Below are 23,920 nucleotides of genomic sequence, written 5' to 3'. Positions count from 1 at the left end.
TTTTTCGTATGACCACTTCTTTGCAACCTGCTTATGCTCTGGTCCCGGGTGCGAACCTGGAGGCTTATGTGCACACGGTGAACAGCATTCCTTTGCTGACGCCCGAGCAGGAGCGTGAACTGGCCGAGAGTCTCTATTATGAGCAGGATCTTGAGGCGGCTCGGCAGATGGTGCTCGCCCACCTGCGTTTTGTCGTACATATCGCCCGCAGCTATTCCGGCTACGGGCTGGCCCAGGCCGACCTGATCCAGGAAGGCAACGTTGGCCTGATGAAGGCGGTCAAGCGTTTCAACCCGGAAATGGGTGTGCGCCTGGTGTCGTTTGCCGTGCACTGGATCAAGGCGGAAATCCACGAGTTCATCCTGCGCAACTGGCGCATCGTGAAAGTCGCGACCACCAAGGCCCAGCGCAAGCTGTTCTTCAACCTGCGCAGCCAGAAGAAACGCCTGGCCTGGCTGAACAACGAAGAAGTCCACCGTGTAGCCGAAAGCCTGGGCGTAGAGCCTCGGGAAGTACGCGAGATGGAAAGCCGCCTGACCGGCCATGACATGGCCTTCGACCCGGCCGCCGAAGCGGACGACGACAGCGCTTTCCAATCGCCGGCCAACTACCTGGAAGACCACCGGTACGACCCGGCGCGTCAACTGGAAGACGCCGACTGGAGCGACAACTCCAACACCAACCTGCACGAAGCCCTGGAAGTGCTGGACGAACGCAGTCGCGACATCCTTTACCAGCGTTGGCTGGCCGAGGAAAAAGCCACGCTGCACGACCTGGCGCAGAAGTACAACGTATCGGCCGAGCGGATTCGCCAGCTTGAGAAAAGCGCGATGAACAAGCTCAAGGTGTCGATCGCCGCCTGACTGCGATAGCGGCCATAAAAAACGCCCCGATCAGAGATGATTGGGGCGTTTTTGTTTGTGCTCACTCTCGGACCCGACGCAGGTCTCCTTGTGGGAGCGAGCCTGCTCGCGATTGCGTTGGCTCGGTCGATGAAGATGTCGAATGAGCTATTGTCATCGCGAGCAGGCTCGCTCCCACAAGGGGTCTCCAGTGTCTTGGTTATTGGGTCCAAGGCGCTCGCCGCGAATTATTGAGCTCCAGCAAATAGCTGTCGCCCCCCAACTGGCTCATCTGCTGGCGAATCCAGCTCGCGCGCCGCAGTACATAAGGGCTCGGCCGGCTGGCGTTCCACACCCGCGGGTTGGGCAATACCGCCGCCAGCAGGCTTGCCTGTTGCCGGGACAAGGCGTCGGCGCTTACGCGAAAATGATGTCGTGCTGCCGCTTCGGCCCCGAACACACCGTCATCCCACTCGACGCTGTTGAGATACACCTCGAGGATCCGCTGCTTGGGCCAGAACACTTCGATCAGCCCAGTGAACCAGGCCTCCAGCCCTTTGCGCAGCCAACTGCGACCCGACCACAGGAACAGGTTCTTGGACACTTGCTGGCTGAGGGTGCTGGCACCGCGAATCGAACCGCCACGCCCATTGTGGGCGAACGCGGCCTGGATCGCGCCGATGTCGAACCCCCAGTGCTCGGGGAATTTCTGGTCTTCACCGGCAATCACCGCGACCTTCAGGCTATCGGAGATCCGGTCCCAAGGCTGCCAGGTGCGTTGCAGGTCAATCGGTTCGCCACCGAACCAGGATTCGACCTTGCGCTCGATCATCAGCGCGGTGAACGGTGGCGGCACCACGCGAAACAGCAGCACGAGCACAACGCTGCCGACGGCGAACCAGAGCAGGGCTTTAAGGAATCGTCGAAACAATAAACGCAGCATAGAGATGGCTTGGCCGAACCCGTCGAGCGGGCCATTATACAGACCCTGTCCCCCGAGTCTGATTGGAGTTCTCATGCTGCGTAGCTTTCTGATGCTGGCTGCTTTTTTCGGCTTCACAGGCGTGGCACTGGGGGCGTTTGCCGCCCACGGCCTGAAAAATCGCCTGAGCGCCGATTACCTGGCGATTTTCCACACGGGCGTCACCTATCAACTGGTGCACACCCTGGCCCTGCTGGGCGTCGCGCTGCTGGCCACGCACATCCCCGGGCGCATCGTCACCTGGGCCGGGGTTTCCTTTGTGGTGGGCATCCTGTTGTTCTCCGGTAGCCTGTACCTGTTGACCCTCACAGGCATCAGCAAGCTGGGCATCATCACGCCGTTTGGCGGCGTGGCGTTCCTGATCGGCTGGCTGTGCCTGGGGCTTGCCGCCTGGCGGCTGGGCTGACCGGGCAGTCCATTTCATGACGAATGGCTTGGGTCACCCAGACTGATCGGGCTAGAATGCCAGCCCCTAAAAATGATGGCGGCATCCGGCATGCGCATTCAGTTGAACGGCGAACCCCTTGATCTGCCCGACGGTGAGACCGTCGCGGCCCTGCTGACCCGTCTGGAACTTGCCGGACGTCGCGTCGCGGTGGAGCTCAATCTGGATATCGTCCCGCGCAGCCAGCACGCCGAAACCACGTTGAACGATGGCGATTCGGTCGAAGTGGTCCATGCCATCGGCGGCGGCTAGTCGCTTCGGTTTCGCAGCATTTCGCAAGAACCTCACCCCAACAGAGGATTTCCCATGAGCATCGTTCGTAGCGACAAGCCCTTCGTCCTGGCCGGTCGTACCTACCAGTCGCGCTTGCTGGTAGGCACCGGCAAATACCGTGACATGGAAGAAACCCGCCTGGCTATCGAGGCCTCGGGCGCCGAAATCGTAACCGTCGCCGTGCGCCGCACCAACATCGGCCAGAACCCGGGCGAACCGAACCTGCTGGATATCCTGCCGCCGGATCGCTACACCATCCTGCCGAACACCGCCGGTTGCTTCGACGCCATCGAGGCCGTGCGCACCTGTCGCCTGGCCCGTGAGCTGCTCGATGGCCACAACCTGGTGAAACTGGAAGTGCTGGCGGACCAGAAAACCCTGTTCCCCAACGTGATCGAGACCCTCAAGGCCGCCGAAACCCTGGTCAAGGAAGGTTTCGACGTGATGGTCTACACCAGCGATGACCCGATCATCGCCCGTCAACTGGCGGAAATCGGCTGCATCGCGGTCATGCCGCTGGCCGGCCTGATCGGCACGGGCCTGGGGATCTGCAACCCGTACAACCTGCAGATCATCCTTGAAGAAGCGAAGATCCCGGTGTTGGTGGATGCCGGTGTCGGTACCGCTTCCGATGCCACCATCGCCATGGAGCTGGGTTGCGAAGCGGTGCTGATGAACTCCGCCATCGCCCACGCCCAGCAACCGATCCTGATGGCCGAAGCCATGAAACACGCGATTGTCGCCGGGCGCCTGGCGTACCTGGCCGGTCGCATGCCGAAAAAACTCTACGCCAGCGCCTCCTCGCCGCTGGATGGTCTGATCAAGTAAGAGCCATTGATGACTGAATCGAACGACACGCCGGTCCTGCCGGAAGAAGGCGAAGAGCGCCAACACCGGCGCATCAAGAGTTTTGTGATGCGCGCCGGGCGCATGACCGAGGGCCAGCAGCGCGGCCTGGAGCAGGGCGCGCCGCTGTTTGTCCTGCCGCTTGCCGATGCCCCGGTGGATTTTGACCAGGTGTTCGGCCGCTCGGCCCCGCGCTCGCTGGAAATCGGCTTCGGCATGGGCCATTCGTTGCTGGAAATGGCCGCAGCTTCGCCTGAACAGGATTTCATTGGTGTGGAAGTCCACCGCCCCGGCGTCGGTGCGCTGCTCAATGGCGTGCTGACCCAAGGGCTGACCAACCTGCGGGTCTACGATTGCGACGCCATCGAAGTGCTCAACCGCTGCGTGGCTGACAACAGCCTCGATCGGCTGATGCTGTTCTTCCCGGACCCATGGCACAAGAGTCGCCATCACAAGCGTCGTATCGTCCAGGCATCGTTCGCTGAACTGGTGCGCAGCAAGTTGAAGGTCGGCGGTGTGCTGCACATGGCCACCGACTGGGAACCCTATGCCGAATACATGCTGGAAGTGATGAATGTCGCCCCGGGCTACCGCAACCTGGCCGAAGACGGCAAGTGCGTGCCACGCCCGGCCGAACGGCCGATCACCAAGTTCGAGCGCCGTGGCGAACGCCTTGGGCATGGGGTTTGGGATTTGAAGTTCGAGAAGGTGGCGTAAGCATCACGCGGTAAAAACTGTGGGAGCAAGGCTTTGTGGGAGCAAGGCTTGCCCGCGATAGCAGCACCTCGGTACCCACTTCAACCCCGAGTTGCCTGCATCGCGAGCAAGCTTTGCTCCCACAGAAGCCCGCTCCCACATTTGTTTTCTGGTGTCTGTAGGGTCAGCGCCGATCCGCCACGACACCAATCAACACCAGCACCACCAACAACACCGGCGCCAGGCTGTAGTTGTTGAACTGGCTCAAACCTCGGACGACCCATGGCGTGGCGTAGATCAGTGCCGCGCCGCTGCCGATCATGCACAGCAGGGCGATCAGTGGAACGCGCAAGGCGCCGGCGATGCTGCCCAGGCGTTGTTCGACCCAGCCCTTGATGTCGGCACCAAACAGCACCAGCAGGCAGCCTACCAATGCCAGGGAGATTTCCGACAGGTTGCTGCGGCTCCAGCGGGACACGGTGGCCAGCAGGTCGAGTACCAGATCCATTCGATTTCCTTGTGTTGATCAGCTCAGAAATTTCTGCAGCAAGTCATTGAGAAACAGCTGTCCGCGCTCGGTGGCCGCCAGACGTTCCGGTTCGACCTGCAACAACCCGCTTTGTTCGGCCTCGCGCCGGCCTTCGGCCAGGCTTTGCAGGGACAGCCCGGTGCGCTCCGGGTACAGCCGCGATTCCACGCCTGCGGTCAAGCGCAGGGCGTTCATCAGGAACTCGAATGGCAGCTCTTCGTTGGCCAGGGTTTTCTCGCCCGCCAGGAAGCGTTTGGCCGGGTTGAGGTAATCCTTGGGCAGGCGCGTCTTCCAGGTGCGTACGATGCGCCCGTCCGGATGGCTGAGCTTGCCATGGGCGCCGGCGCCGATGCCAATGAAGTCGCCGAAGCTCCAGTAATTGAGGTTATGCCGCGCCGCCCGACCGGGTTGGGCGTAGGCCGAGACTTCGTACTGGGCGTAGCCGTGCTCGGCCAGCAGGGCTTGTCCGGCTTCCTGGATGTCCCACAACGTGTCGTCTTCGGGCAATGTTGGCGGCTGGTTCCAGAACACCGTGTTCGGCTCCAGCGTCAACTGGTACCAGGACAGGTGAGTCGGCTTCAAGGCGATGGCCTGGCGCAGGTCGCTCAAGGCGTCGTCGAGGGATTGGTCGGGCAAGCCGTGCATCAGGTCGAGGTTGAAGTTGTCGAAACCGGCCTGGCGAGCCATGCCGGCGGCGCGCACCGCCTCGTCACCGTTGTGGATCCGGCCCAAGGCCTCGAGCTTGGCCTGCTGGAAGCTCTGGATGCCGATGGACAGGCGATTGATGCCCAAGGCCCGGTAAGCGACGAATTTTTCCTGCTCGAAGGTGCCGGGATTGGCTTCCAGGGTGATTTCAATGTCCTGGGCGAAGGGAATGCGTGCTTCGACGCCCTTGAGCAACCGGCCCAGGGCCTGGGCACTGAACAGGCTCGGGGTGCCGCCACCGAAAAAGATCGAGCTCAACGGTCGACCATAGACCGCATGCCGATCCTGGTCGAGGTCGGCCAGCAGGGCGTCGACGTACTCTTCTTCCGGCAATTGCGGGCTGGCGGTGTGGGAGTTGAAGTCGCAATACGGACATTTGCGCACGCACCACGGGATGTGTACGTACAACGCCAGGGGCGGCAGCACCGGCAGCGGCGCCCGAGGCGTTTGTGCACCGCCGTGAATCAGCGGTGCCGGAGCATCATCGATCATCGCAGGCCCAGGCGCTGACGCAGCAGGGCCATGGCGCGGGCGCGGTGGCTCAGTTGGTTCTTTTCCACGGGCCCCAGTTCGGCGCTGGAGCAATTACGCTCCGGCACCCAGAACAACGGGTCATAGCCAAAACCGTGCTCGCCGCTGGCTTCGGTGAGAATGCGCCCGTGCCACAAGCCTTCGCAGAGGATCGGCAACGGGTCATCGGCATGGCGCACCAAGGCCAGCACGCACACGAACTGCGCGCCGCGCTCGGCTTCGGGCACGTCCTTGAGGGCTTCGAGCAGCTTGGCGTTGTTCGCCGCGTCCCCTTTGCCGTCCGCGTAACGGGCCGAATAAATGCCCGGCGCGCCGCCGAGGAAGTCCACTGCCAGCCCGGAATCGTCGGCCAGCGCCGGCAGGCCCGAGATGCGGGCGGCATTGCGGGCCTTGAGGATGGCGTTCTCGACGAACGACAGACCGGTCTCTTCCGGTTCCACCTGGCTGAACTCGCCAATCGAGCGCAACTGCACCGAGCCGCCGAGCATGGCCTGCAGTTCCTTGAGTTTGCCGGCGTTGTGGCTGGCCAGTACGAGTTGGGTGAAGTTGATCATTGGCCCGGGAACAGTTCCTGGTTGAAGTTGATGGTGTTGATCTTGTCGCCGGTTTGCACCTTGATCTCGAAGGTGCGGGTTTCCTGCTGGGGCACCGGGTACTGGGCGATGTAGTAGATCGCGCCTTGTTCGGTCACCTGCTTGAACTTCAGCGGGATGCTCTGGCTGGTGAGGTCTTTCACCGTGCCACTGACCTGGGCGCTCAAGGGCACGCCGGCCTTGAGCACCGAGACGTTGATCACGCCCTGTTCCTTGCTGCGGATCAGCTCTGCGGCCTTGGCAATGTCCGGCGTCAGGAAGGTGGAATTGAACGTGTTGTAGTGCACGGTGACGTCACCGAACACTTCCTTGCGCTCGCCCTTGATAACGTCGGCGGCCATGGCGCCAGCGCTCAGGCAAACGGTGATGAGAAACAACCCTAGACGTTTCATGTCGTGCTCCTGGTGAGGCCGGGGCTCACACCGCGACCTGGTAATCGGTAAGGCCCGGGCTGCTGACCCGATAGATGCCTATCTCACCTAACAGATTAGGCCATAGCTTGCTGGCCCACCCGTGGCGGTGCTGCTGGTCCACGGCCAGGCGATCGATGACCTTGGCTTCGCGTTCGCGGCACAGCGCCTCGAAGTCGGCGAAAGTGCAGAAGTGGATGTTCGGCGTGTTGTACCAGGTGTAGGGCAGGAACTCCGAGACCGGCATGCGGCCCTTGCTCGCCAGGTACCAGCGGCAACGCCAATGCCCGAAGTTGGGGAAGGTGATGATGCACTGGCGCCCGACCCGCAGCATTTCGTCGAGGATCTTGTCCGGGTAGTGCACTGCTTGCAGGGCCTGGGTCATGACCACGATGTCGAAGCTGTTGCTGGCGAAGTTGCCCAGGCCCTTGTCCAGGTCCTGCTCGATGACGTTGATGCCCTTGGCGACGCACTCGGCGATGTTGTCCGGGTCGTTTTCCAGGCCGTAGCCGCTGACTTGCTTGTTGTCCCGCAGCCAGGTCAGCAGTTCGCCGTTGCCGCAGCCCAGGTCAAGCACGCGGCTGCCGGCGGGGATCCATTCCTGGATGATTTCCAGATCGGCTCTCATGGCGTCCTCACAGCGTTATACGGTTCATGTAGTTGCCGAACGCCTGCAGGTAGCGCGGGATCGGGATCAAAAAGGCGTCGTGGCCCTGGGGCGCGTCGATTTCCAGGTAGCAGACGTCCTTGCGCGCGGCCATCAGCGCGTCCACCAGCTCCCGGGAGCGCGCCGGGGAGAAGCGCCAGTCAGTGGTGAACGACATCACGCAGAACTTGGCGGTGGCATTGGCGAAGGTTTTTGCCAGGTTATCGTCGAAGTTCGCTGCCGGATCGAAGTAGTCCAGTGCCTTGGTCATCAACAGGTAGGTGTTGGCGTCGAAGCGCCCGGAGAACTCTTCACCCTGATAGCGCAGGTAGCTCTCGACCTGGAACTCGACGCTGTGGAAGTCGTAGTTGAGCTTTTCGCTCTTGAGGCCACGGCCGAATTTTTCGCCCATGGAGTCGTCGGACAGGTAGGTGATGTGCCCGACCATCCGCGCCAGCATCAACCCGCGCTTGGGGATCACGCCGTGTTCCTGGAACGAGCCGCCGTGGAATTCAGGGTCGGTGAGGATCGCCTGGCGCGCCACTTCGTTGAAGGCGATGTTCTGCGCCGACAGCTTGGGTGCCGAGGCGATTGCCAGGCAATGGCGCACGCGGTCCGGGTAGGTGATGGTCCACTGCAAGGCCTGCATGCCCCCCAGGCTGCCGCCGATCACGGCTGCCCACTGGGCGATGCCGAGGCGATCGGCCAGGCGCGCCTGGCTGTGGACCCAGTCTTCCACCGTCAGCACTGGAAAATCGGCGCCGAAGGGCTTGCCGGTGTCCGGGTTGAGGCTGCTGGGGCCGGTGGAGCCGTTGCAGCCGCCGAGGTTGTTCAGGCTGACTACGAAGAACTTGTTGGTGTCGATGGGCTTGCCCGGGCCGATGCAACTGTCCCACCAGCCGGGTTTGCGGTCGTCGACGCTGTGGTAGCCGGCGGCGTGGTGATGCCCCGACAAGGCGTGGCAAATCAGCACGGCATTGCTCGCCGTGGCATTGAGGGTGCCGTAGGTTTCGTAGATCAGGTCATAGGCCGGCAACGAACGGCCGCAGGCCAGGGCCAGGGGCTCGCTGAAATGCGCCATTTGCGGCGTCACCAGACCAACGGAATCGGGGGGAAAGGCAGTTGGCATCGACCCTGCTCGCGTTGAAATGAGGCGTAAGTCTAAAGACCGCTGTGGCAGGCGGCAAGCAAAGGCGCGGCTGGGCGATTTAACTGTGGCGAGGGGATTTATCCCCGTTGGGCTGCGTAGCAGCCCCAACACAGCTAATGCGATCCGCCAGACACGCCGAGGCGACGGATAGCCCAGCGGGGATAAGTCCCCTCGCCACAAGATCGGCGCTAACCGATCAGGCCCGTGTCAGGCCTGGCAGCTCCGGCAGCTTCTTCGGCGAATGAATCCGCACCCGTTTCTGTCGGTTCAATTCGCCGCTGATCAGGCTGACCTGGCTCTTGGACACGCCAAACGCCTTGGCCAGGAATGCCATCAGGTAGGCATTGGCCTTGCCCTCGACCGGCGGGGCGGTGAGGCGGATCTTCAGGCGGTCACCGTGCAGCCCGGCGAAGTCATCGCTGCGGGCTGCCGGTTGCAGGTGACATTCCAGGATCAGATCGTCGCCGTCCCAGCGAAAGTAGCTCACCGGGTCAGATCAGCAGGCGCAGGATTTCCGGCATCATGGTCATCGCTGCCAGGTTGTTGATCACCAGCATGTCGATCAGCTTGAGCACCATGAACGCCAGGATCGGCGAAATATCCAGGCCGCCAAGGTTCGGCACGATACGACGGAACGGCGCCAGGGCCGGCTCGCAGATCTGGTTGACCAGCTCGGCGCCCGGATTGTGGCTGCCCGGAGCGACCCACGACAGGATCACGCTGATGATCATGGCGAAGAAGAAGATCTTCAGGAACAGCGCGGTCACGCCAATGATCGACCAGATCAGCAGTTGCAGTGGGTTGCCGGTGGTGCCGTAGGTCAGCAGCAGGGTCAGGGCCATCAGCGCCAGTTGCACGAGGATCGCCAGCACCAGCGACGACATGTCCAGGCCGAACAGGCTGGGGATGATCCGGCGCAAAGGCTTGAGCAGCGGCTGGGTAGCCTTGACGACGAACTGGCACAGCGGGTTGTAGAAGTTGGCGCGCACCAGTTGCAGTACGAAACGCATCAGCACGATCAGCAGATACAGGCTGCCGAGGGTTTGCAGCACATAGACCGCTGCGGTGTTCAATCCAATCATGAATGGCTCCTTATTGGCCCAGTTGTTCGGCCATCTCGGCCGAGCGGTGCGCGGCGGCGCCGAGTGCTTTTTCCACCAGGGCTTCGAAGCCCCCGGCCTGGAATGATTTGATGGCCGCTTCGGTGGTGCCGGCCGGCGAGGTCACGCGGCGGCGCAGCTCGGCCGCATCGACGTCGCTGGACACGGCCATGTGCGCGGCCCCCAATGCGGTCTGCAAGGTCAACTGCGCGGCGATATCCCGGGGCAGGCCGAGTTTCTCGCCGGCGGCGGTCATGGCTTCGATCAGCAGGAAGAAGTACGCCGGGCCCGAGCCGGAGACGGCGGTGACGGCGTCCAGTTGCTGTTCGGTGTCCAGCCACAGCGCCAGGCCGACGGCTGACAGCAGCTCCTCGGCCTGTTGCCGTTGTGCGGTGGACACCTGGGCCGTGGCGAACAGGCCGCTGACGCCCTGGCGCAGCAGCGCCGGGGTGTTGGGCATGCAGCGTACGATCGGCTGTTCGCCGAGCCAGTTGTTCATACTGGCGCAGGTGATGCCGGCGGCAATCGACACCACCAGTTGCTGGGGCTTGAGGCTGGGGCGCAGGGCCTCGCACACGGTTTTCATCGCCTGTGGCTTGACCGCCAGCACGACGACGTCCGCACCGTCGACGGCCTGGGCGTTGTCGGCGAAGGTTTCGATGCCGTGTTCGGTGCTCACTCGGTTGCGGGTCTCTTCACCCGGATCGCTGGCGCGGATCAGGGAAGCGTCCAGGCCCTTGGCCCGCAGGCCGCCGATCAGGCTGGCGGCCATGTTGCCGGCGCCGATGAAGGCAATACGCGTGTTGCTCATGACAGGTCCTTATAAAGAGATGAGTCGGCCATGGTTCAGGATTGACCGTAGTCGCGGGCGCCGAACAGGGCGGTTCCGATGCGCACCCAGGTGGCGCCCTGGGCGATGGCCGACTCAAGGTCGTGGCTCATGCCCATGGAAAGGGTGTCCAGCGGCAGCTCCAGGCTGGTTTGCAAGTTTTGAACGGCGGCGAAGGCTGCGTCCTGGGCGGCGCGCTCTTCGGTGGGCTCGGGAATCGCCATCAGCCCACGCAGCTTCAAGCGCGGCAAGGCGCTGATGGCGCTGGCCAGGGCGGGCAGGTCTGCCGGGGTGCAGCCGGACTTGCTGGCTTCACCGCTGACATTGACCTGGATGCAGATGTTCAGCGGCGGCAACTCGGCCGGGCGTTGCTCGGACAGGCGCTGTGCAATTTTCAAGCGATCCACGGAATGCACCCAGTCGAAGTGTTCGGCGATAGCACGCGTCTTGTTCGATTGAATGGGGCCGATGAAGTGCCAGATCAAGGGCAGGTCGGTCAGTTCGACCTGTTTGCCCAGGGCCTCTTGCAGATAATTCTCGCCGAAGTCCCGCAGGCCGGCGGCATAGGCTTCGCGCAGGGCCTGGGCGGGCTTGGTCTTGCTTACGGCCAGCAGCTGGACACTGTGTTCAGCACGTTGGGCGGCCTGCTCCGCAGCGCGGATACGCGATCTAACCTGAGCGATGTTGTCTGCTATCGTGGACATAAAGAAGCGCCAGCGGGTCTGAGGTTCGCGGCATTCTACTGGAATTGAGGAGCGCTATGGATATCACTGAACTGCTGGCGTTCAGCGCCAAACAGGGGGCGTCGGACCTGCACCTGTCCGCCGGGTTGCCGCCGATGATCCGCGTCGATGGCGATGTGCGGCGCATCAACCTGCCGGCGCTGGACCACAAGCAGGTCCATGAACTGATCTACGACATCATGAACGACCGGCAACGAGTAGATTACGAAAAGTTTCTGGAGACCGACTTTTCCTTCGACGTGCCGGGTGTGGCGCGGTTCCGGGTCAACGCCTTCAACCAGAATCGCGGCGCGGGGGCGGTATTCCGGACCATTCCGTCGAAAGTCCTGACCATGGAAGACCTGGGGATGGGCGAGGTGTTTCGCAAAGTGACCGAGGCGCCGCGCGGGCTGGTGTTGGTGACCGGGCCGACCGGTTCGGGCAAGTCCACCACCCTGGCGGCCATGATCGACCATTTGAACAGCCACAAGCACCATCACATCCTCACCATTGAAGACCCTATCGAGTTCGTTCACGAACCGCGCAAGTGCCTGATCAACCAGCGCGAGGTGCACCGCGACACTCAGGGGTTCTCCACGGCCCTGCGATCGGCCCTGCGGGAGGATCCGGACGTGATCCTGGTAGGGGAGATGCGTGACCTGGAGACCATCCGCCTGGCGCTGACCGCCGCGGAAACCGGGCATCTGGTGTTCGGCACACTGCACACCACATCGGCGGCCAAGACCATTGACCGAGTGGTGGACGTGTTCCCCGGTGACGAGAAGTCCATGGTTCGCTCGATGTTGTCGGAATCGTTGCAGGCGGTGATTTCCCAGACGCTGGTCAAGAAGATCGGCGGCGGCCGGATCGCGGCGCATGAAATCATGCTGGGCACCTCGGCCATCCGGAACCTGATCCGCGAGGACAAGGTGGCGCAGATGTACTCGGCCATCCAGACCGGTGGTTCACTGGGGATGCAGACGCTGGATATGTGTTTGAAGGATTTGGTGAACAAAGGCTTGATCAGCCGCGAACATGCGCGGGAACGGGCGCGTTCGCCGGATAACTTCTAGCGGGGGAGGTGGTGTAGCCCTGTGGCGAGGGAGCTTGCTCCCGCTGGGTGGCGCAGCCGCCCCAAACTGACCAATGATCTCTGTGGGCCTCATCATTTTGGGTCCGCTTCGCGGCCCAGCGGGAGCAAGCTCCCTCGCCACAAAAGAGCCATGTAGGCTTCAGATCAGCGCTGAACCACGCGCATCGCCCCCGGCTCCTTCGGCAGAACCCGCTTGGCCACCACGTAATGGGTGTCCCAGTACGGCTTGTTCAGCGTGTCGATAGTCACCGACTTGCCACGGCGCGGAGCGTGGATGAAACGGTCGTTGCCCAGGTAGATGGCCACGTGATTGACTCGGCGGCTCTTGAGCTTGAAGAAAATCAGGTCGCCGGGCTTGAGGTCCTTGCGTTCGACTTTCTCGCCATGACCGGCAGCCATCGCATTGGAGGTGCGTGGCAGGTCGAAGGTGGCGTCGTTGAAGGCGTATTTCACCAAGCCGCTGCAATCGAAGCCTTTACTTGGGCTACTGCCGCCCCAACGATAAGGTGTGCCGAGTACATTCACGGCGCGACTCAGCACGTTGCTGCTTGCTTTGGTCGCCATCGGCGGAACCAGCTTGCTGTTGGCCGTGCTCAAGCGCTGGGCGCTTGGCTTGTTCTTGCTCAAGGAAGCAGAAACATGGGATTTCGGGGTGTAGCCGTTGACGTTGGGAAGACGTTGCTCACGATTGGTGGCGTGGGCGGCCAGTGGCAATAATAGGCAAATGGTTAGCCATGTCTTGAAAAATGGACGCATTAGGCAGGGCTCTTAAAGGTTAGCGCGCAACTTTATAACAGCTTTTTTCGCTGTTCCGAGGCCGTTTGTCGATTCGAAACTTGGCGCCAACCCCGCATGATTGTGACAAATTGACCCGATTGTCCGACAGAACCCCGACACCACGGGGGTTTCCTTGGTTCAAAGTTGCTCAGGACCGCTTGTCGGCGAGACACAAAAAAGTCACAAAAAATCCGAAAAAATTTATCTATCGAGGCAAAAGAGGCCATTCATGAACAGCTATCAGCAGGATGCGATCCGCGATACCCACAGCAAAGTCATCGGGTATCTGCTGTGGATTTTCGGTTTCACCGGGGCCCACCGTTTCTATTACGGCAAGCCGGTCACGGGCACGATCTGGTTCTTCACCTTCGGCCTGCTGGGCATTGGTTGGTTGATCGACCTGTTCCTGATCCCGGCCATGGATCGCGAAGCGGACCTGCGTTTCACCCCAGGGCCTATCGAATACAGCGTGGCGTGGATCCTGCTGACGTTTCTCGGGGTGCTTGGCGTACACCGGATGTATCAGGGCAAGTGGCTCAGCGGGATTATCTACCTGCTGACGGGTGGGGTGTTTTTCCTGGGGGTGCTGTATGACTTCTGGACCCTGAATGATCAGGTTTCGATTCGGAATGCGCAGAAGCGGGGGGCTTTCCAGTAAGACCGAGTCGCTTGCATCGCGAGCAGGCTCGCTCCCACATTGGATCGAGGTGTTCACACATCATGTGTTCACCGAAGATCCCTCTGTGGGAGCGAGCCTGCTCGCGATAGGAGCGACGCGGTATCAGGCCTGGTGGGTGATCCGCCCATCCATCAAGGTGTAGCGCACCACACCCGGTAAGCTGTGGCCCAGGAACGGACAGTTGTCACCCTTGGAACGCCAGGCTTCGCCGGCCACGGTGGACGCGGCTGGGTCGAACAGCACCAGGTCCGCCGCCGCGCCAACCGCCAGTTTCCCTGCCGGCAATTGCAGCGCCTGGGCCGGGCCGGCGCTCAGGCGTGCGAGCAAGGTCGGCAGGTCGAGTAAGCCGTCTTCCACCAGTGTCAGGGCCAGCGGCAGCAGCAGTTCGACGCTGCTGATACCCGGCTCGGTGGCGCCGAACGGTGCCAGCTTGGCATCGCGCTCATGGGGCTGGTGGTGGCTGGAAATGGCCGAGATCACCCCGGATTTCACCGCCTCGCGCAAGCCCTCGCGGTCGGCGCGGGTGCGCAGCGGCGGCTGGACGTGGTAGACGCTGTTGAAGTCGATCAGCGCTTCGTCGGTCAGGATCAATTGGTACAGCGCCACATCGGCGGTCACCGGCAGGCCACGGGCCTGGGCCTGGGCGATCAGCGCCGCGCCGCGAGCACTGGTCAACTGGCTGAAGTGGGCGCGCACGCCGCTTTGTTCCACCAACAGCAGATCCCGGGCCAAGGCTACGGTCTCGGCGGTTTCCGGAATGCCCGGCAGGCCGAGGAAGCTGGCGGTCGGGCCCTCGTGGGCCAGGCCGCCTTCGGCCAGGTCGTGGTCCTGGGAGTTGAAGATCACCGTCAGGCCGAAGGTCGCCGCGTATTCCAGGGCGCGGCACAGGGTACGGGTATTGCGGAAACTGTTCAGGCCGTTGCCAAACGCCACGCAACCGGCGTCGCGCAGGGCGATGAGCTCGGCCAGTTGCTCGCCGTCCAGGCCCTTGCTCAGTGCGCCAATCGGGAAGACCTTGGTGTTGCCGGCCTCGCGGGCGCGGTCGAGGATCAGTTCGGCCACGGCCGAGGTGTCCATCACCGGTTTGGTCTGCGGCGGGCAGCACAGGCTGGTCACGCCACCGGCGGCAGCGGCACGGGTTTCGCTGACGATGCTGCCTTTGCGGCTGTAGCCCGGTTCGCGCAGGGCGACGTTCAGGTCCACCAGGCCGGGGGCGGCCACCAGGCCTTGGGCGTCGACGGTCTCGACCGCGACGAAACCGGCCGGCGCGGCGCCCAGGGCGACGATCTTGCAGGCATCGATATGGATATCAGTCACTTGATCCAGGCCGCTGGCTGGATCGATCACGCGTGCGCCGAGAATGCTGAGCTTCACTGGGCGTTCTCCTGGTCGAATTGGCGCTGGGCCGTTTGCCCGCTCATGGCCATGGACAGCACGGCCATGCGGATGGCGATGCCGTAGGTCACCTGGTTGAGAATCACCGAGTGCGGCCCGTCGGCCACCGCCGACTCGATCTCCACGCCGCGGTTGATCGGCCCCGGGTGCATGACGATGGCATCCGGCTTGGCCCCGGCCAGGCGGGCGGTGGTCAGGCCGAACAGGCGGTAGAACTCGCCTTCGCTAGGCAGCAGGCCGCCGGTCATGCGCTCACGTTGCAGGCGCAGCATGATCACCACGTCCACATCCTTGAGGCCTTCGGTCATGTCGGTGTAGACCTTCACGCCGTACTGCTCGACGCCGATGGGCAGCAGGGTTTTCGGCGCGATCACGCGGATGTCCGGGCAGCCGAGGGTCTTGAGGGCCAGCATGTTCGAGCGGGCCACTCGCGAGTGCAGGATGTCGCCGACGATGGCCACCGACAGGTTCTCGAAACTGCCCTTGTGCCGACGGATGGTCAGCATGTCCAGCATGCCCTGGGTCGGGTGGGCATGACGGCCGTCGCCGCCATTGATGATCGCCACTTGCGGGCACACGTGTTCGGCAATGAAGTGCGCCGCGCCGGAATCGCCGTGGCGCACGACGAACATGTCGGCAGCCATGGCTTCAAGGTTGCGCAGGGTGTCGAGCAGGGTTTCGCCCTTGCTCGCCGAGGACGTGGACACGTTCAGGGTAATCACGTCCGCCGACAGCCGTTGGGCCGCCAGTTCGAAGGTGGTGCGGGTGCGGGTGGAGTTTTCGAAGAACACGTTGCACACGGTCTTGCCGCGCAGCAACGGGACTTTCTTCACTGCCCGGGCACCGACTTCGAGGAATGAGTCGGCAGTGTCGAGGATTTCCGTCAGCAGCTCGCGGCGCAGGCCGTCGAGGGACAGGAAGTGCCGCAGCTGGCCCTGATCGTTGAGCTGCAGCGGGCGCTTGGTTTCGAGAGGCGTCATCGCGATGGACTCTTACAAGGGCAGTTAAAGGGCAAGGTCTTGCAGTTCGAGTTGCAGCGGCGACGGGCCGGAGAGCTTGACCCGCTCATGGGCGGCCAGCGTCAGCGTCGCACCGACCACGTTTGGCCGGATCGGCAGCTCGGCGGCGTCCAGGTCCAGCAGGCACACCAGCGTCACGCTGGCCGGGCGGCCGTAGTCGAACAGTTCGTTCATGGCGGCGCGGATGGTCCGGCCGCTCATCAGTACATCATCGATCAAGACCAGGTGCTGGCCTTCGATCTCGAACGGCAGGGCCGAGGGGCGCACTTGTGGGTGCAGGCCGTTCTGGCTGAAGTCGTCGCGGTAGAACGACACGTCCAGGGTGCCCAGGGGCGCTTGGCTGCCCAGTTCATCGAGCAAGGCCTGGGCGACCCAGACGCCACCGGTGCGAATGCCGATATAGCGCGGTTCGCTGATGCCGCGTTGTTCCAGGTGCGCCGTGAGACGAATCGCCATCTGGCTGATCAGTTCGGCAGGATTGGGCAGGCTCATGCTGGCTCCTTCAGGTTCCCGGGCCGGTGGTGGGTGGCGCGGTTTGTCGCTAAAAGAAAGCGCCTTGGCGGCGCTTTGTAAAAAATCAGGTTTCGAACAGGGCGGCGTTCGCGTCGAGCCAGCCTTGCAGCAGCAGGGCGGCGGCAATGGCGTCCACCGGGTTGTCGCGGTAACTGCCTTTCTGCCCACCGCGCACCAGGCGCTCGCCCTTGGCCTCGAAAGTGGTCAGGCGCTCGTCATGGGTATAGAAGGGCAGGTTGAAGCGGCCATTGAGCCGGCGGGCGAACTTTTCGGCGCGCAGGCACATATCGCTGGGCGTGCCGTCCATGTTCAGCGGCAGGCCGACCACCACGGCATCGGGTTTCCATTCCTTGATCAGCGCTTCGACCTGGTTCCAGTCTGGAACACCGTTCTGCGCCTTCAATGTACACAACTCGCGGGCCTGGCCGGTGATGACCTGGCCGACCGCCACGCCGATCTGTTTGGTGCCGTAATCGAAGCCCAGCAACAAGCGCAGGGCCATCAGGCGTGTCCTGCCTGGCTGGTGAGCAGGCTGAGGTTGACCCCCAACCGGCTGGCCGCCGCTTCCAGGCGCAGTTCGCTGCTGGTGTTGAACAGGATGTCGGCGTCGAACGGGCAGGTCAGCCAGGCGTTATCGGCCAGTTCGGCTTCCAGTTGCCCGGGTTCCCAGCCGGCATAGCCGAGGGCGATCAGGCTTTTTTCCGGGCCGACGCCGTCGGCGATGGCGAACAGCACGTCCTGGGAGGTGGACAGTGACACACCGTCCAGATCCACGGTGGCCTGGTATTTGGGGCCCGACGGGTGGAGTACGAAGCCGCGGTCGGTCTGCACCGGGCCGCCGATGAAAATCGGCACGTGCTGGCACAAGAGCGGCGGTTCAACGTCGGGGCGCAACTGCTCAAGAATGTCCGCCAGGTTCAGTTCCTGCGGGCGATTGATCACCAGCCCCATGGCCCCATTGGCCGTGTGCTCGACGATGTACGTCAAGGTATGGGCAAAGTTCGGATCGGCCATGTGCGGCATGGCGATCAGGAAGTGATGCTTGAGGTAGGTGGGGCTGACGTTTTTCATAGGCGCTAGTGTGGCGGCGCAGGGCCGAACTGACAAGCTGGGGATGTGCAGGAAATGCCTCGATCTGGAAGGCGACACCGATCAAATGTGGGCTGTGTGGGAGCAAAGCTTGCTCGCGATCCAGGCGCTGCGGTCCTCAAGAGACCGCGGCGTTTTCATCGCGGGCAAGCCTTGCTCCCACAAAGCCCGCTCCCACAAGGGGATTGACGGTGGGTCAGTTACTGGAAAGGCGATCGCCCCGGGCGAATTTCCAGGTGCGGATGATTTCCAGCCGGTCGATGTCCGACAGATCGCCGGTAAACGGTGCGAACGGCGCGGCCAGGCGCACGATCCGCTGGGCGGCCTGGTCCAGCAGTGGTTGGCCGGAGGATTCGAGCACCAGCACTTCATACAACGAGCCGTCGCGGTTGATCGAGACCATTAGCCGCAGGTTGCCATAGATCTGTTTGCGCCGGGCTTCGTCAGGGTAGTTGAGGTTGCCGATGCGCTCGACCTTCTTGCGCCATTCGTCCTTGTACCAGGCGCCCTTGTCGCGCATGGTCGAGGCGGCGCTCAGGCGGTGGATGCGCGGGCGCTTGGCGTACAGCTGTTGCTCCTGGGCCAGTTCGGCTTCCAGGCTGGCGATGTCGCTGGACAGCTGGGAGCTGTCGAAAGTCGGTGCCGGGGCCTGGGGCTTGGGATCAGGCTTGACCTCTTCCTTGGCCGGGGCTTTTTTCGGCTTTGGTGCCACGGTGGTCACGGCGGCCTTGGGCGCGGTCTCCTGCACTTCGGGCTTGGCCGCTGGCGGTGGGGTGACTTTCTGCACCGTGGTGTCCTGGAACGGCGCGATCTCGGTGGTCTTGGGAATCGCCTTTTTTTCCAGGGTGCCGCTGCCTTGCTGGTTTTCCTGGGCGAGGAAATCGGCCTTCTTGGGCTTGGTCTCGCTCTTGAAGGTGGCCAGGGTGATTTCCAGGGTCTGGCTGATCTGCTTGGGCTCGACCGTGGCAAACCCGACGCCCAGCAGCAGGGCCAGGTGGATCAGCGCCGCCAGGAACAGGGTAAAACCGAGGCGATCAGCCGGGCGCACGCCACGATGGGCGAGCTCTAGGGGCAGATCGGACGGAAGTGTCATGACAAGGAAACCAACATCGCGTTTTTTTCAGGCCGGGCATGATAACGCAATGTGGGTTTCCTTCAGCAGATCTGGATCAACGAGCCTTGAGCTTCTGATCGATGGCATCCATCAGCATGCCGCCGATGTCCGTGCCAAAGGCGTTGTCGATCTCGCGAATGCACGTCGGGCTGGTGACGTTGATTTCCGTCAGGTGCTCGCCGATCACGTCCAGGCCCACGAACAGCAGGCCTTTCTCGCGCAGGGTCGGGCCGACCTGGGCGGCGATCCAGCGATCCTTCTCGGTCAACGGACGGGCTTCGCCACGCCCGCCGGCCGCCAGGTTGCCGCGGGTTTCGCCGGCTGCCGGAATACGCGCCAGGCAATAGTCCACCGGCTCGCCGTCGATCATCAGGATGCGTTTGTCACCATCGACGATGGCCGGCAGGTAGCCCTGGATCATGATCTGCTGCTTGCCGTGCAAGGTCAGGGTTTCCAGGATCACCGACAGGTTCGGGTGGCCGGCGGTGTGCCGGAAGATCGAGGAACCGCCCATGCCGTCCAGGGGCTTGAGGATCACGTCGCCGTGATGGTCGGCAAATTCGCGCAATACGTCCGGGCGCCGGCTGACGATGGTCGGCGGCGTGCATTGCGGGAACAGCGTGGCGAACAGCTTTTCGTTGCAGTCGCGCAGGCTCTGGGGCTTGTTGACCACCAGCACGCCGGCGTTTTCAGCCTGTTCCAGCAGGTAGGTGGAATACACGAACTCCATGTCGAACGGCGGATCCTTGCGCATCAGGATCACGTCCAGGTCACTCAGCAGTGCGTCGCTTTCTTCGCCCAGTTCGAACCACTTTTGCGGGTTGGCGAAGACTTTCAGCGGTTTCATCCGCGCCCGCGCCTGGCCTTCGGCCTGGTAGAGGTCGCGCTGCTCCATGTAGAACAGTTCCCAGCCGCGCTTTTGAGCGGCCAGCAGCATGGCCAGCGAGCTATCCTTTTTATAGGAAATGCTGGCGATAGGGTCCATGACAATGCCGACGCGTACGCTCATGGCTTGGTTCCTCGAAATTTGATTGGGCACATATGGCGTGAAAAAGTGGCGTCAGAGTGGCGCCCGGAAGATTGGCGGTCAAGGAAAAACCACCGCGCCGAGCGGCCGATAGATCGGCGATGGAGACTGTGCTAAAAAGGCTGCCATGTGACGTGCGGGCCTTGAACATCAAGGGTTTGCGCTGTCGATCACACTTACGCGTTAAAAATCGGTTCGCAGTGGCAATGGCAGAGCATCTCACGCAGCAACCCAGCGCCTTGAAGGTCATGGTCATCGACGACTCGAAGACCATCCGCCGCACCGCCGAAACCTTGCTGCGCAACGTGGGCTGCGAGGTGATCACGGCTATCGACGGCTTCGATGCCCTGGCCAAGATCGCCGACCATCATCCGGGCATCATTTTTGTCGACATCATGATGCCGCGCCTCGATGGCTACCAGACCTGTGCCCTGATCAAGAACAACAGCGCGTTCAAGGCCACGCCGGTGATCATGCTGTCGTCCCGGGACGGGTTGTTCGACAAGGCCAAGGGGCGCATCGTCGGTTCCGATCAGTTTTTGACCAAGCCGTTCAGCAAGGAAGAACTGCTGGGCGCGATACAGGCCCATGTCCCGGGCTTTGCCGCTGTCCAGCCGCACCAGGCACATTAATGACACTCGGCCATCGGGCCTGGGGTCGACAAGAAAATGGGGAACACCATGGCACGAATTCTGATCGTCGATGATTCGCCGACTGAAATGTACAAACTGACCGGCATGCTGGAAAAGCACGGCCATCAGGTCCTGAAGGCCGAGAACGGCGCCGATGGCGTGGCCCTGGCCCGCCAGGAAAAACCCGATGCGGTGCTGATGGACATCGTCATGCCCGGCCTCAACGGTTTCCAGGCCACGCGCCAGTTGACCAAGGACCCGGACACCGGCCACATCCCGGTGATCATCATCACCACCAAGGACCAGGACACCGACAAGGTCTGGGGTACGCGTCAAGGCGCGAAGGACTACCTGACCAAGCCGGTGGACGAAGAAACCCTGATCGCGACCCTGAACAAAGTGCTGGCGGGTTGACGGCGCAGCCATGAGCCAATCGCTGACTGCATTCGAACTGCTGCTGCAGATCGATCGGCGTTGCCGGTTGCTGGGGGCGGACCTGCCCTCCCAGCCGACCCATCGCGCCGGCTGGAGCGGCATCGGCTTTCGGTTGGGCGAGCATTGGTACGTGGCGCCGATGGGCGAAGTCAGCGAAGTGCTGCACGAACCACGTCACACACATTTGCCCGGGGTCAAGCCGTGGGTTCGTGGGGTGGCTAACCTGCGCGGGCGATTGTTGCCGTTGATGGACCTGTGCGGTTTCTTCGGTCATGAGCTGTCGCCGGTGCGTAAGCAGCGTCGGGTACTGGTGGTGGATCACGACGAAGTGTTCGCCGGATTGCTGGTGGACGAAGTTCTCGGGCTGCAGCATTTCGCCCAGGACAGTCTGGAACCGACGCTGGTGGATGATCTCGATGGCCCCGAATCGGTTTTCGTCAGGGGGCGGTTTTGCGGCGAGCGCGAGTGGCAAGTGTTCAGCCCGTTTGCCCTGGCGCGCTCGCCAGGGTTCATGGATGTGGCGATTTAACGAGATGCAACGCAGGCCCCTTGTGGGAGCGAGCCGGTGGGAGCAAAGCTTGCTCGCGATGGCAGTGTCTCGGTTGGCGAGAAAACTGTGTCGTTCTCATCGCGGGCAAGCCTTGCTCCCACAGAGCAGCACTGGTTGAGCAGGCTGCACGACAAAGGCTTGCTTACAGTTAATAGCTGTAAGTTGGATTGGGCAGTACAGGCGAGAACCGATGATCAAAGCAAAAACAGGCAAGCCACTGGAAGCGTCGCGCAGTCGTTCGCAGATCATCGTGCTGTTCGTCGCGCTGATCGTCTTCATCATGCTGCTGTTCGCCAACTTCGCTTACCTCAATACCCAATCCACCTACGACAAGCAGTACATCGGCCATGCCGGTGAATTGCGAGTGCTGTCCCAGCGCATCGCCAAGAACGCCACCGAAGCCGCTGCCGGCAAGGCGGCGGCGTTCAAGCTGTTGAGCGATGCGCGCAATGATTTCGCCCAGCGCTGGGGCTACCTGAAGCAGGGCGACCCGGTGACCGGCCTGCCACCTGCGCCCGCCACCCTGCGCCCGCAGATGCGCGCCGTGCAGCTGGACTGGGAGCGTCTGCTCAAGAACACCGATGCCATCCTCTCCAGTGAACAGACTGTGCTGTCGCTGCATCAGGTGGCGGCGACCTTGGCCGAAACCGTGCCGCAGTTGCAGGTCGAGTACGAAAAAGTCGTCGAGATCCTGTTGCAGCGCGGCGCGCCGGCCGCCCAGGTGGCCATGGCCCAGCGCCAGTCGCTGCTGGCCGAGCGGATTCTCGGCGCGGTGAATACCGTGTTGGCAGGGGACGAAAACGCCAGCCAGGCCGCCGACACCTTCGGTCGCGACGCCGCGCGTTTTGGCCAGGTGCTCAATGGCATGTTGCAAGGTGACCCGGCCCTGAAGATATCCCAGGTCCAGGACCGCGATGCGCGGGCACGCCTGAGCGAAATCAGCGAGCTGTTCGAGTTTGTCTCGGGCTCGGTGGATGAAATCCTCGAAACCTCCCCGGAGCTGTTCAAGGTCCGGGAATCGGCCGGCAACATCTTCAACCTGTCGCAGACCCTGCTCGACGAGGCTTCGCACCTGGCCACGGCTTTCGAAAACCTCGCCGGGGGGCGTTCCATCAATACCATCGGCGGCTATGTGCTGGGTTTGCTGGCGCTGATGTCGATCATTCTGATCGGGCTGGTGATGGTCCGCGAAACCAATCGCCAGTTGCACGAAACCGCGGAAAAGAACGAGCGTAACCAGAACGCGATCATGCGATTGCTGGATGAAATCGAAGACCTGGCCGATGGTGACCTGACCGTTACCGCCTCGGTCACCGAAGACTTCACCGGCACTATCGCCGACTCCATCAATTACTCGGTGGACCAACTGCGCGACCTGGTGGCGACCATCAACCTCACCGCCGGCCAGGTCGCCGCCGCCGTGCAGGAAACCCAGGCCACGGCGATGCACCTGGCCCAGGCTTCCGAGCACCAGGCCCAGCAAATCTCCGAAGCTTCGACTTCAATTAATGAAATGGCCCAGTCCATCGACCAGGTATCGGCCAATGCCGCCGAATCGTCGGCGGTGGCCGAGCGGTCGGTGGAGATCGCCAACAAGGGTAATGAGGTGGTGCACAACACCATTCATGGCATGGACAACATTCGCGAGCAGATCCAGGACACCGCCAAGCGCATCAAGCGCCTGGGTGAGTCGTCCCAGGAGATTGGCGACATTGTCAGCCTGATCGACGACATCGCCGACCAGACCAACATCCTGGCCCTCAACGCCGCCATCCAGGCGTCCATGGCCGGTGATGCCGGGCGCGGGTTCGCGGTGGTGGCCGATGAGGTACAGCGCCTGGCCGAGCGCTCGTCGGCGGCGACACGGCAAATCGAGACCCTGGTGCGGGCGATCCAGGCCGATACCAATGAAGCGGTGATTTCCATGGAGCAGACCACCACCGAAGTGGTGCGCGGCGCGCGACTGGCCCAGGATGCCGGCGTGGCCCTGGAGGAAATCGAGGGTGTGTCCAAGACCTTGGCGGCGCTGATCCAGAGCATTTCCAACGCGGCGCAGCAACAGACCACCTCGGCGGGGCAGATTTCCTTGACCATGAACGTGATCCAGCAGATCACCACCCAAACCTCGTCGGGCTCCACCGCCACCGCCGAGAGCATCGGCAACCTGGCGAAAATGGCCAGTCAGCTGCGCCGTTCGGTGTCGGGGTTTACCTTGCCGGCAGCGCCTGCGGTGGATGAGGACAAGGCGTGACGGACTGGACCTGTCTGGTGGTGATGAGCCTTTGTGGCGAGGGGATT

At 62.5% G+C, this 23,920-nt stretch carries 30 protein-coding genes; 11 read left to right on the top strand and 19 right to left on the bottom strand.

What is annotated here, in order from left to right:
• Positions 1-8: 8 nt before the first annotated feature.
• Entirely contained in the window at positions 9-863 is an 855-nt protein-coding gene (gene rpoH / locus PBDP_RS28075; RefSeq protein WP_003177476.1) for an RNA polymerase sigma factor RpoH, read from the top strand.
• 199 nt (positions 864-1,062) lie between these two features.
• Here rpoH and mtgA read toward each other — a convergent pair whose 3' ends face one another.
• Entirely contained in the window at positions 1,063-1,785 is a 723-nt protein-coding gene (mtgA, locus tag PBDP_RS28070) for a monofunctional biosynthetic peptidoglycan transglycosylase (protein ID WP_109752416.1), read from the bottom strand.
• Positions 1,786-1,858: 73 nt separating this feature from the next.
• On the opposite strand from mtgA, the gene PBDP_RS28065 reads away from it, so the two are divergent.
• The 4 genes from PBDP_RS28065 to trmB all read left to right on the top strand — a co-directional run bounded on the left by PBDP_RS28065 (position 1,859) and on the right by trmB (position 4,105).
• Positions 1,859-2,230, top strand: coding sequence for a DUF423 domain-containing protein (locus PBDP_RS28065; protein ID WP_109752415.1), 372 nt, complete (start codon positions 1,859-1,861; stop codon positions 2,228-2,230).
• 90 nt (positions 2,231-2,320) lie between these two features.
• Positions 2,321-2,521, top strand: a complete 201-nt coding sequence (gene thiS / locus PBDP_RS28060) for a sulfur carrier protein ThiS (RefSeq protein ID WP_162893874.1) — start codon at positions 2,321-2,323, stop codon at positions 2,519-2,521.
• Between the two features lie 54 nt (positions 2,522-2,575).
• Positions 2,576-3,370 (top strand): thiazole synthase, encoded by a 795-nt coding sequence (locus tag PBDP_RS28055; RefSeq protein WP_003177480.1) that lies wholly within the window; start codon positions 2,576-2,578, stop codon positions 3,368-3,370.
• A 9-nt stretch (positions 3,371-3,379) separates the two neighbouring features.
• Positions 3,380-4,105: a tRNA (guanosine(46)-N7)-methyltransferase TrmB gene (gene trmB, locus PBDP_RS28050; RefSeq protein ID WP_014340682.1), complete on the top strand. Its 726-nt coding sequence runs from the start codon at positions 3,380-3,382 to the stop codon at positions 4,103-4,105.
• Positions 4,106-4,268: 163 nt separating this feature from the next.
• Here trmB and PBDP_RS28045 read toward each other — a convergent pair whose 3' ends face one another.
• The 10 genes from PBDP_RS28045 to PBDP_RS28000 all read right to left on the bottom strand — a co-directional run bounded on the left by PBDP_RS28045 (position 4,269) and on the right by PBDP_RS28000 (position 11,281).
• On the bottom strand, positions 4,269-4,592 hold the full coding sequence (locus tag PBDP_RS28045; RefSeq protein WP_003177482.1) for a DUF3392 domain-containing protein: 324 nt from the start codon (positions 4,590-4,592) through the stop codon (positions 4,269-4,271).
• An 18-nt stretch (positions 4,593-4,610) separates the two neighbouring features.
• On the bottom strand, positions 4,611-5,810 hold the full coding sequence (hemW, locus tag PBDP_RS28040; RefSeq protein ID WP_249015671.1) for a radical SAM family heme chaperone HemW: 1,200 nt from the start codon (positions 5,808-5,810) through the stop codon (positions 4,611-4,613).
• On the bottom strand, positions 5,807-6,403 hold the full coding sequence (gene rdgB / locus PBDP_RS28035; protein WP_109752409.1) for an RdgB/HAM1 family non-canonical purine NTP pyrophosphatase: 597 nt from the start codon (positions 6,401-6,403) through the stop codon (positions 5,807-5,809). The genes hemW and rdgB overlap by 4 nt, the downstream gene beginning before the upstream one ends.
• On the bottom strand, positions 6,400-6,834 hold the full coding sequence (locus PBDP_RS28030) for a DUF4426 domain-containing protein (protein ID WP_212801576.1): 435 nt from the start codon (positions 6,832-6,834) through the stop codon (positions 6,400-6,402). The genes rdgB and PBDP_RS28030 overlap by 4 nt, the downstream gene beginning before the upstream one ends.
• Before the next feature lie 25 nt (positions 6,835-6,859).
• On the bottom strand, positions 6,860-7,480 hold the full coding sequence (gene metW / locus PBDP_RS28025; protein WP_109752405.1) for a methionine biosynthesis protein MetW: 621 nt from the start codon (positions 7,478-7,480) through the stop codon (positions 6,860-6,862).
• A 7-nt stretch (positions 7,481-7,487) separates the two neighbouring features.
• Positions 7,488-8,627, bottom strand: coding sequence for a homoserine O-succinyltransferase MetX (metX, locus tag PBDP_RS28020; RefSeq protein ID WP_134926229.1), 1,140 nt, complete (start codon positions 8,625-8,627; stop codon positions 7,488-7,490).
• A 217-nt stretch (positions 8,628-8,844) separates the two neighbouring features.
• Positions 8,845-9,135 (bottom strand): DUF167 domain-containing protein, encoded by a 291-nt coding sequence (locus PBDP_RS28015; RefSeq protein ID WP_116833661.1) that lies wholly within the window; start codon positions 9,133-9,135, stop codon positions 8,845-8,847.
• A gap of 4 nt (positions 9,136-9,139) precedes the next feature.
• Entirely contained in the window at positions 9,140-9,730 is a 591-nt protein-coding gene (locus tag PBDP_RS28010; protein WP_109752399.1) for a YggT family protein, read from the bottom strand.
• A 10-nt stretch (positions 9,731-9,740) separates the two neighbouring features.
• Positions 9,741-10,559 carry a pyrroline-5-carboxylate reductase gene (proC, locus tag PBDP_RS28005; protein WP_109752397.1) on the bottom strand — a complete coding sequence of 273 codons (819 nt, stop codon included), beginning with the start codon at positions 10,557-10,559 and terminating at the stop codon, positions 9,741-9,743.
• A 35-nt stretch (positions 10,560-10,594) separates the two neighbouring features.
• Entirely contained in the window at positions 10,595-11,281 is a 687-nt protein-coding gene (locus tag PBDP_RS28000) for a YggS family pyridoxal phosphate-dependent enzyme (RefSeq protein WP_109752395.1), read from the bottom strand.
• Positions 11,282-11,337: 56 nt separating this feature from the next.
• On the opposite strand from PBDP_RS28000, the gene PBDP_RS27995 reads away from it, so the two are divergent.
• Positions 11,338-12,372 (top strand): type IV pilus twitching motility protein PilT, encoded by a 1,035-nt coding sequence (locus PBDP_RS27995; RefSeq protein ID WP_109752393.1) that lies wholly within the window; start codon positions 11,338-11,340, stop codon positions 12,370-12,372.
• A 164-nt stretch (positions 12,373-12,536) separates the two neighbouring features.
• Here the strand turns inward: PBDP_RS27995 and PBDP_RS27990 are convergent, their stop codons facing one another.
• Positions 12,537-13,148, bottom strand: a complete 612-nt coding sequence (locus PBDP_RS27990) for a C40 family peptidase (RefSeq protein WP_109752391.1) — start codon at positions 13,146-13,148, stop codon at positions 12,537-12,539.
• A 250-nt stretch (positions 13,149-13,398) separates the two neighbouring features.
• On the opposite strand from PBDP_RS27990, the gene PBDP_RS27985 reads away from it, so the two are divergent.
• On the top strand, positions 13,399-13,827 hold the full coding sequence (locus PBDP_RS27985; RefSeq protein WP_053188929.1) for an NINE protein: 429 nt from the start codon (positions 13,399-13,401) through the stop codon (positions 13,825-13,827).
• A gap of 123 nt (positions 13,828-13,950) precedes the next feature.
• On the opposite strand, the gene PBDP_RS27980 is transcribed toward PBDP_RS27985, so the two are convergent.
• From PBDP_RS27980 to gshB, 7 genes are all read right to left on the bottom strand, one after another.
• Entirely contained in the window at positions 13,951-15,222 is a 1,272-nt protein-coding gene (locus tag PBDP_RS27980; RefSeq protein WP_212801575.1) for a dihydroorotase, read from the bottom strand.
• Positions 15,219-16,223, bottom strand: a complete 1,005-nt coding sequence (locus tag PBDP_RS27975) for an aspartate carbamoyltransferase catalytic subunit (RefSeq protein WP_003177495.1) — start codon at positions 16,221-16,223, stop codon at positions 15,219-15,221. Before PBDP_RS27975 ends, PBDP_RS27980 begins: the two co-directional genes overlap by 4 nt.
• 24 nt (positions 16,224-16,247) lie before the next feature.
• Positions 16,248-16,754 carry a bifunctional pyr operon transcriptional regulator/uracil phosphoribosyltransferase PyrR gene (pyrR, locus tag PBDP_RS27970; RefSeq protein ID WP_109752388.1) on the bottom strand — a complete coding sequence of 169 codons (507 nt, stop codon included), beginning with the start codon at positions 16,752-16,754 and terminating at the stop codon, positions 16,248-16,250.
• An 85-nt stretch (positions 16,755-16,839) separates the two neighbouring features.
• Entirely contained in the window at positions 16,840-17,277 is a 438-nt protein-coding gene (gene ruvX / locus PBDP_RS27965; RefSeq protein WP_109752386.1) for a Holliday junction resolvase RuvX, read from the bottom strand.
• The gene (locus PBDP_RS27960; protein WP_018609528.1) at positions 17,277-17,846 is read right to left on the bottom strand and encodes a YqgE/AlgH family protein; all 570 of its coding nucleotides are present in this window, start codon (positions 17,844-17,846) and stop codon (positions 17,277-17,279) included. Before PBDP_RS27960 ends, ruvX begins: the two co-directional genes overlap by 1 nt.
• A 214-nt stretch (positions 17,847-18,060) precedes the next feature.
• Positions 18,061-18,957, bottom strand: a complete 897-nt coding sequence (locus PBDP_RS27955) for an energy transducer TonB (RefSeq protein ID WP_109752384.1) — start codon at positions 18,955-18,957, stop codon at positions 18,061-18,063.
• 76 nt (positions 18,958-19,033) lie between these two features.
• Positions 19,034-19,987, bottom strand: a complete 954-nt coding sequence (gene gshB / locus PBDP_RS27950) for a glutathione synthase (RefSeq protein WP_116833657.1) — start codon at positions 19,985-19,987, stop codon at positions 19,034-19,036.
• Between the two features lie 224 nt (positions 19,988-20,211).
• Between gshB and pilG the strand changes: the two genes are divergently transcribed.
• The 4 genes from pilG (at position 20,212) to PBDP_RS27930 (ending at position 23,873) form a co-directional block, all read left to right on the top strand.
• Positions 20,212-20,637, top strand: a complete 426-nt coding sequence (gene pilG / locus PBDP_RS27945) for a twitching motility response regulator PilG (RefSeq protein WP_109752380.1) — start codon at positions 20,212-20,214, stop codon at positions 20,635-20,637.
• 48 nt (positions 20,638-20,685) lie between these two features.
• Complete coding sequence (gene pilH / locus PBDP_RS27940) at positions 20,686-21,051, top strand: twitching motility response regulator PilH (RefSeq protein ID WP_058544375.1); 366 nt, start codon at positions 20,686-20,688, stop codon at positions 21,049-21,051.
• Between the two features lie 10 nt (positions 21,052-21,061).
• Positions 21,062-21,601, top strand: a complete 540-nt coding sequence (locus PBDP_RS27935; protein WP_109752378.1) for a chemotaxis protein CheW — start codon at positions 21,062-21,064, stop codon at positions 21,599-21,601.
• A gap of 211 nt (positions 21,602-21,812) precedes the next feature.
• Positions 21,813-23,873, top strand: coding sequence for a methyl-accepting chemotaxis protein (locus PBDP_RS27930; RefSeq protein ID WP_109752376.1), 2,061 nt, complete (start codon positions 21,813-21,815; stop codon positions 23,871-23,873).
• Positions 23,874-23,920: the final 47 nt, after the last annotated feature.

The organism is Pseudomonas sp. St290, assembly GCF_018325805.1.
In the GTDB taxonomy this organism is placed as follows: domain Bacteria; phylum Pseudomonadota; class Gammaproteobacteria; order Pseudomonadales; family Pseudomonadaceae; genus Aquipseudomonas; species Aquipseudomonas bijieensis.
Note: the sequence above shows the minus strand (reverse complement) of the source record. Positions and strands in the feature narration are given on the sequence as shown.

Coding starts and splice junctions, on each gene's coding strand:
- rdgB (WP_109752409.1), bottom strand. CDS start 6,403: ATGATCAACTTCACCCAACTCGTACTGGCCAGCCACAACGCCGGCAAA.
- PBDP_RS27975 (WP_003177495.1), bottom strand. CDS start 16,223: ATGACGCCTCTCGAAACCAAGCGCCCGCTGCAGCTCAACGATCAGGGC.
- PBDP_RS28055 (WP_003177480.1), top strand. CDS start 2,576: ATGAGCATCGTTCGTAGCGACAAGCCCTTCGTCCTGGCCGGTCGTACC.
- PBDP_RS27930 (WP_109752376.1), top strand. CDS start 21,813: ATGATCAAAGCAAAAACAGGCAAGCCACTGGAAGCGTCGCGCAGTCGT.
- hemW (WP_249015671.1), bottom strand. CDS start 5,810: ATGATCGATGATGCTCCGGCACCGCTGATTCACGGCGGTGCACAAACG.
- pyrR (WP_109752388.1), bottom strand. CDS start 16,754: ATGAGCCTGCCCAATCCTGCCGAACTGATCAGCCAGATGGCGATTCGT.
- PBDP_RS28045 (WP_003177482.1), bottom strand. CDS start 4,592: ATGGATCTGGTACTCGACCTGCTGGCCACCGTGTCCCGCTGGAGCCGC.
- PBDP_RS27995 (WP_109752393.1), top strand. CDS start 11,338: ATGGATATCACTGAACTGCTGGCGTTCAGCGCCAAACAGGGGGCGTCG.
- pilG (WP_109752380.1), top strand. CDS start 20,212: ATGGCAGAGCATCTCACGCAGCAACCCAGCGCCTTGAAGGTCATGGTC.
- PBDP_RS28065 (WP_109752415.1), top strand. CDS start 1,859: ATGCTGCGTAGCTTTCTGATGCTGGCTGCTTTTTTCGGCTTCACAGGC.
- PBDP_RS27935 (WP_109752378.1), top strand. CDS start 21,062: ATGAGCCAATCGCTGACTGCATTCGAACTGCTGCTGCAGATCGATCGG.
- gshB (WP_116833657.1), bottom strand. CDS start 19,987: ATGAGCGTACGCGTCGGCATTGTCATGGACCCTATCGCCAGCATTTCC.
- rpoH (WP_003177476.1), top strand. CDS start 9: ATGACCACTTCTTTGCAACCTGCTTATGCTCTGGTCCCGGGTGCGAAC.
- metW (WP_109752405.1), bottom strand. CDS start 7,480: ATGAGAGCCGATCTGGAAATCATCCAGGAATGGATCCCCGCCGGCAGC.
- mtgA (WP_109752416.1), bottom strand. CDS start 1,785: ATGCTGCGTTTATTGTTTCGACGATTCCTTAAAGCCCTGCTCTGGTTC.
- PBDP_RS28010 (WP_109752399.1), bottom strand. CDS start 9,730: ATGATTGGATTGAACACCGCAGCGGTCTATGTGCTGCAAACCCTCGGC.
- pilH (WP_058544375.1), top strand. CDS start 20,686: ATGGCACGAATTCTGATCGTCGATGATTCGCCGACTGAAATGTACAAA.
- PBDP_RS27985 (WP_053188929.1), top strand. CDS start 13,399: ATGAACAGCTATCAGCAGGATGCGATCCGCGATACCCACAGCAAAGTC.
- metX (WP_134926229.1), bottom strand. CDS start 8,627: ATGCCAACTGCCTTTCCCCCCGATTCCGTTGGTCTGGTGACGCCGCAA.
- proC (WP_109752397.1), bottom strand. CDS start 10,559: ATGAGCAACACGCGTATTGCCTTCATCGGCGCCGGCAACATGGCCGCC.
- PBDP_RS28000 (WP_109752395.1), bottom strand. CDS start 11,281: ATGTCCACGATAGCAGACAACATCGCTCAGGTTAGATCGCGTATCCGC.
- PBDP_RS27990 (WP_109752391.1), bottom strand. CDS start 13,148: ATGCGTCCATTTTTCAAGACATGGCTAACCATTTGCCTATTATTGCCA.
- trmB (WP_014340682.1), top strand. CDS start 3,380: ATGACTGAATCGAACGACACGCCGGTCCTGCCGGAAGAAGGCGAAGAG.
- thiS (WP_162893874.1), top strand. CDS start 2,321: ATGCGCATTCAGTTGAACGGCGAACCCCTTGATCTGCCCGACGGTGAG.
- ruvX (WP_109752386.1), bottom strand. CDS start 17,277: ATGGCCCTGCGCTTGTTGCTGGGCTTCGATTACGGCACCAAACAGATC.
- PBDP_RS28030 (WP_212801576.1), bottom strand. CDS start 6,834: ATGAAACGTCTAGGGTTGTTTCTCATCACCGTTTGCCTGAGCGCTGGC.
- PBDP_RS27955 (WP_109752384.1), bottom strand. CDS start 18,957: ATGACACTTCCGTCCGATCTGCCCCTAGAGCTCGCCCATCGTGGCGTG.
- PBDP_RS27960 (WP_018609528.1), bottom strand. CDS start 17,846: ATGAAAAACGTCAGCCCCACCTACCTCAAGCATCACTTCCTGATCGCC.